Origin of the sequence: Stenotrophomonas sp. HMWF003, from assembly GCF_003061285.1 — a bacterium.
Lineage (GTDB): Bacteria > Pseudomonadota > Gammaproteobacteria > Xanthomonadales > Xanthomonadaceae > Stenotrophomonas > Stenotrophomonas maltophilia_AP.
In genome coordinates, this window is sequence record NZ_QAIW01000401.1 from 2,112 (window position 1) to 6,539 (window position 4,428).

Here is a 4,428-nt window from a genome sequence, read left to right on the forward strand (position 1 = left end):
GGCGTTCGGTGGCCGGCGCCATGACCGGGTCCGTGCGCAGCGGATAGTCCAGTACCGATGCGCTGCCCTCCGTGTCGCGGGGCGGCTCGGGCGGTGAAGACGGCGTGCGGCTCATCGGGGCTCCTGCGGGGTGGGCAGCAGGCGCACGATCACCTCTTCCAGGCTGACGCCCTGCTGCAGCTCGATCATGCCGTTGGCATCGGCGGTCCCGTGCAGGCGCGCGCCGTCGGCGCGGATCAGTTCATAGCGGCAATGCGCCGCCGGCTCGCCGGTGTCCAGGCGTGCCTGGAAGCGCTCGTTGTAATCGGTCTGTGGCCACTGGTTCTGTGCGACCGAGGCGTGCGCGCCGGGTTCCATCTCCGTCGCCGACGCCTTTACCCTGAACGTGCCCGGACAGTGCAGGTCGATGTTGCCGCCGTCCATCTGCAGCAGGCAGCCGCCGCCACCGAGAATGCGGATGGGACCGTCTGCCACGCTGATCACGGTGGCCGTGCCCGCCTCCAGGTGAACCTGCCCGGCTGCGCTGGCATGCAGGCGACCGTCATGGGCGGCTATTTCCACGTCACCCCGCGCCGCCACGATGCGCAGTGCGGCCATGGCGCGCCTGGCGCCTTGGGCGAACAGGGTGAGCGCTTCACCGGCATGCGCACGCCAGTGGCGGCGTGCGCTGTGTTGCAGGTGGTCGGCGGCCAGGTCGAGCGTGGTGCCGCTGGCGATGGTGGCCGCACCGGACGTATGGACCGCCAGCCCGGCCCCGGCGTGCAGCGCCGCGATGGGTGCGCCGCCCTGGTTTCCCTCGGGCTGCGCGTTGCTACCCTGTTCCCATTGCCGCAGGTGCGCCAGCAAGGTGTGTAGCGAGGCGGCATCGGCGGCATCCAATGACTGTGCCTGGGCCGCTTCGGACAGCGCGCTGAGCAGGTCGTGGGTGTTGCCCAGGCCACGGATCAGGTCATCACGTTGAAGCTGGCTGCCGCTCGCGCCCGGCTGCGCCTCGGTGGTGAGCAGCAGCCCACGCGCGCCGCGTACCGACGCGGTGCCGTCGGTTCGAAGTTCGGCGCCTTCGCCGCGTGGGCTGGCCTGTCCGTCCCGGCGTGGGTGGGTCAGGTAGCCCAGGTTCAGCGCGCTGGACGCGTAGCTGGTCGCCAGTCGGGCACGCGGCTGGCCGGGCGTGTCGTCGAACAGGAGCTCGCCGACATGCTCGCCATGGTGTTCGCGGGTGTGGATGCCCGACAGCGTGCGGTTGCCGGGCAGGGCACCGGCAGCCGAGAACGCGGGCGGCGGCCGGCGACCGCCGTGCACGGCGCCCATCACCAGCGGGCGGTCGATGTCATCGTGTAGAAAGACCACCACCACTTCATCGCCGACGCGGGGAAGAAACTGATGGCCGGAACCGTCGCCGGCCGAGGGCAGTGCGCAGCGCACGCGCGTGCTGGAACGATGGTCGAAGGCGGCCCCGCCGTCGGGGTGCTCTTCCTCTCGGCTCCAGTGCATCTGGATCAGGATGCGTCCCATCGCATCGGTATCCACGATCTCGCCTGCGCGGCCCACCACCGTGGCGGTCTGGGGTCCCTTTGCGGTGGGTCGGCGCAGGTCGGCAACGCGCGTCGGCACCAGCGCGGTACCCCGACGTACCCCGGCGAAGCGCGCGAAGGTGGCATTCGGCGCGCTATCAGACGGCAACGCTGCCAACGGCGGCGAAGGCTCGATGGGCGGGGCAAACGCCGCCATCAGCGCGTCGGGAAGCCTTTCGCTGACGTCGTGTGGCAGGTTGTTGTAGACCGTCAGGTGCTGGTGGGTCACGACAAACTCGCGGTCGGCGACCGCGCGGAACGAGAGGGCGGGATGGTGGCCGACTTCCAGGTAGTGGCCTGTTTCCGGCCCCAGGCAGCGGGTGGTGCCATACCACTGCTTGCTGGCCTGGTCCTGCCCCATCTGCCGGACCTGCGCGCGCTGCTGCAACCCGGCATTATCGGCCGCCGCGTACGGGGCCATCACCTGGTAGTCCTCCAACGTCATGCCCAGCGTGGTGGCCGTCGTGCCCTGTTGGACAGCGGACGTATCACGGGCCTGTCGTGCATGCGCCGGCTTGTAGTCGTGCGTGCGCACGGTGGTAGCGCTGCTGACGAGGCACCGGTCGGGCTGCCAGCTGAGCAGGCTGTTGGCCTGCTGACCGTCATGGCCGCTCCGGTATGCAAGCAGGCGAGGGGACGCCGCGTCCAGGTCCATGCCGTCATCGAACAGGAAGACGGTCTGTGTCGGGGTGTCATGCGAGGCGCTGAAACGGAGGCAGTAGCTGATGCCTTCCTCCGCCAGCAGCCGATGGATGAAGTCGAGATCGGTCTCGTCGAACTGGGTGCAGTACGAGCGTGGGGCATAGGGCCGGCGCAGGCACTGTTCAAGATGCAGCATCGAGGCCAGTGCGCTGTTGCCCTGCACGTGTTCCTGCAGGATCCGCGCCACGATGTCCGGTACGCTCAGTTCCTGGAAGATCCGGCTGGTTCGCCGCCGCGACAGCAGTGCCAACCCCGGCGCGATGTTCAGAAGGTAGCAGGTGATGCCGCCATTGGTACCAAGCTGCCGCACGCTGTCGACGTGGCCGTTGACCACCCGTGTGCCGGCGCTGTGGTCCATCTGGATCTGGACGGCCCGGCCCAGCAGCTGCTTCAGCGCCAGGTCCGGCACCGGACTCAGGCACGTCAGTGCTGCACGGTAAGGTGCGCTCAATGCCGCTTCGTAGCACAGCCGGAACGGCAGCAGCAGGTCTTTCATGCCGGCGGCGTCGCCCACAAAATGCAGGCGAAGCAACCGGTTGTGCTGCGCCACGCTGAAAAGGTTGCCAAGCTGCATCATCTGCTGCGCATCCATGACTCCACGGTCCGCCTGCTCCCGTCGGCCGCATGTGCCACCGGGTGCGAAGTGGATTTCAGCTTGCGCGTTTTGCCGGGAGATCGACATGGGCAAACGCGACACTCGCGCCACGTTGCAATTATTCGGAAATGCGCTGGCGTTGGCGGTGGACACAGCGCGTTGTGATCGCCATGTACGAACACGCCATGTACGTGCCGTCGATCATCTGGAACATCAATGCCATCGACCCGTTCGGCGTGGCGCTGGGCAAGCAGTTGGCCAGCCGGTTGCTGCCGGCGCTGCAGGGTGAAGCGCATGCGATCACCGATCCGGTGACGCTGGAGCTGCTGGGCCGGTTGACGGCCTGAAGGGCAGGTAGAGCCGACCGTTGGTCGGCTATCGCGCGGCGCACGGGGTGGATTGTTGCGGTGACGAGCAGCCGACCAACGGTCGGCTCTACCGGTTCTTGCGCCCGGCGTTACCGGCTGGGGTCGCGTTCGGGGCTCGGCCGCTTGGCCAGCTTGCGCTGCAGCGAGCGGCGGTGCATGCCGAGCAGGCGCGCGGCGGCGGACACGTTGCCACCGGTTTCGTGCATGGCCTGCTGGATGTGTTCCCACTGCAGCCGGCTGATCGGGGTCATCGCGTCCGGCGGCTCCAGGTCGCCATCGTCGGCCGGGCCATCGTCTTCTTCGCCCAGCGCACGCAGGATCATCGGCACCGTGGCCGGCTTGGGCAGGTAATCGTCGGCACCCAGCTTGATCGCCTCCACCGCGGTGGCGATGCTGGCGTAGCCGGTGACCAGCAGTATCCGCATGTCTTCGCGCAGGGCCCGCAGCGGCTGGATCAGCGACAGGCCGGATTCGGCGCCCAGCTTCAGGTCGATCAGCGCATACGCCGGCGGGTTCTGCCGGGCCAGCAACAGCGCCGAGGCGATGTCGCTGGCGGTCACCGTTTCCAGGCCCTTGCGGCCCAGGCTGCGCTGCAGGGTGCGCAGGTACAGCTCGTCGTCGTCGACCAGCAGGCCATGGCTGGCAGCGGGCAGGGCGGGAATGTTCATGCGGAAGTCTCCGAAGACGTCAAAGGCAGGCGGAAGCCGACGCGGGTGCCGGCGCCGTTGGCCGGGCGCATCCACAGCTCGCCGTCCAGGCGTTCAATGGTGGCATGCGACAGGGCCAGGCCCACGCCCATGCCCTGCGCCTTGCCGCTGTTGAACAGGGTGCCGGGCAGGACCGCCTGGCGGGCATCGAAGCCGTGGCCGTAGTCGCGCACTTCGCCGATCAGGGTGTCCCCTTCGATGCGCAGCGTCAGGTCCACCTGCGGACGCTCGGCTTTCTCGCCGGCGTCGGCAGCGTTGTTCAGCAGCACCATCAGCAGGTGGCCGATGCCCGGGTCCAGCGGCAGTTTCAACGGTGCGTCGTCGTTGCGCTTGAGGGTGATGGTCGGGCGCACCAGCCGCCATTGTTCCAGCACCTGCGGCAGCGTCACCACGTCGCGCCCGGGGGCATCGCCGGCGGCCGGGCGGGCCAGCGCCAGGACCCGCTCGCGGCACTGCACCAGCAGTTCGCGCAGCGTGTCCACGTC

At 68.7% G+C, this 4,428-nt stretch carries 3 protein-coding genes and 1 pseudogene; 1 reads left to right on the forward strand and 3 read right to left on the reverse strand.

What is annotated here, in order from left to right; all coding sequences use genetic code 11:
• Nucleotides 1–111 precede the first annotated feature (111 nt).
• Entirely contained in the window at nucleotides 112–2,865 is a 2,754-nt protein-coding gene (gene tssI / locus DBR34_RS17205) for a type VI secretion system Vgr family protein (protein ID WP_258224066.1), read from the reverse strand.
• A 164-nt stretch (nucleotides 2,866–3,029) separates the two neighbouring features.
• Between tssI and DBR34_RS17210 the strand changes: the two are divergent.
• Nucleotides 3,030–3,215, forward strand: a pseudogene (locus DBR34_RS17210) (glucose-6-phosphate isomerase); the annotation flags it as partial.
• A gap of 110 nt (nucleotides 3,216–3,325) precedes the next feature.
• On the opposite strand, the gene DBR34_RS17215 reads toward DBR34_RS17210, so the two are convergent.
• A complete protein-coding gene (locus DBR34_RS17215) occupies nucleotides 3,326–3,904 on the reverse strand; it encodes a response regulator transcription factor (RefSeq protein WP_128097693.1) in 579 nt (192 codons plus the stop codon).
• The coding region (locus DBR34_RS17220; protein ID WP_146186873.1) for an ATP-binding protein at nucleotides 3,901–4,428 on the reverse strand (528 nt) is incomplete at its 5' end. The genes DBR34_RS17220 and DBR34_RS17215, both read right to left, overlap by 4 nt.

Coding starts and splice junctions, on each gene's coding strand:
- DBR34_RS17215 (WP_128097693.1), bottom strand. CDS start 3,904: ATGAACATTCCCGCCCTGCCCGCTGCCAGCCATGGCCTGCTGGTCGAC.
- tssI (WP_258224066.1), bottom strand. CDS start 2,865: ATGGATGCGCAGCAGATGATGCAGCTTGGCAACCTTTTCAGCGTGGCG.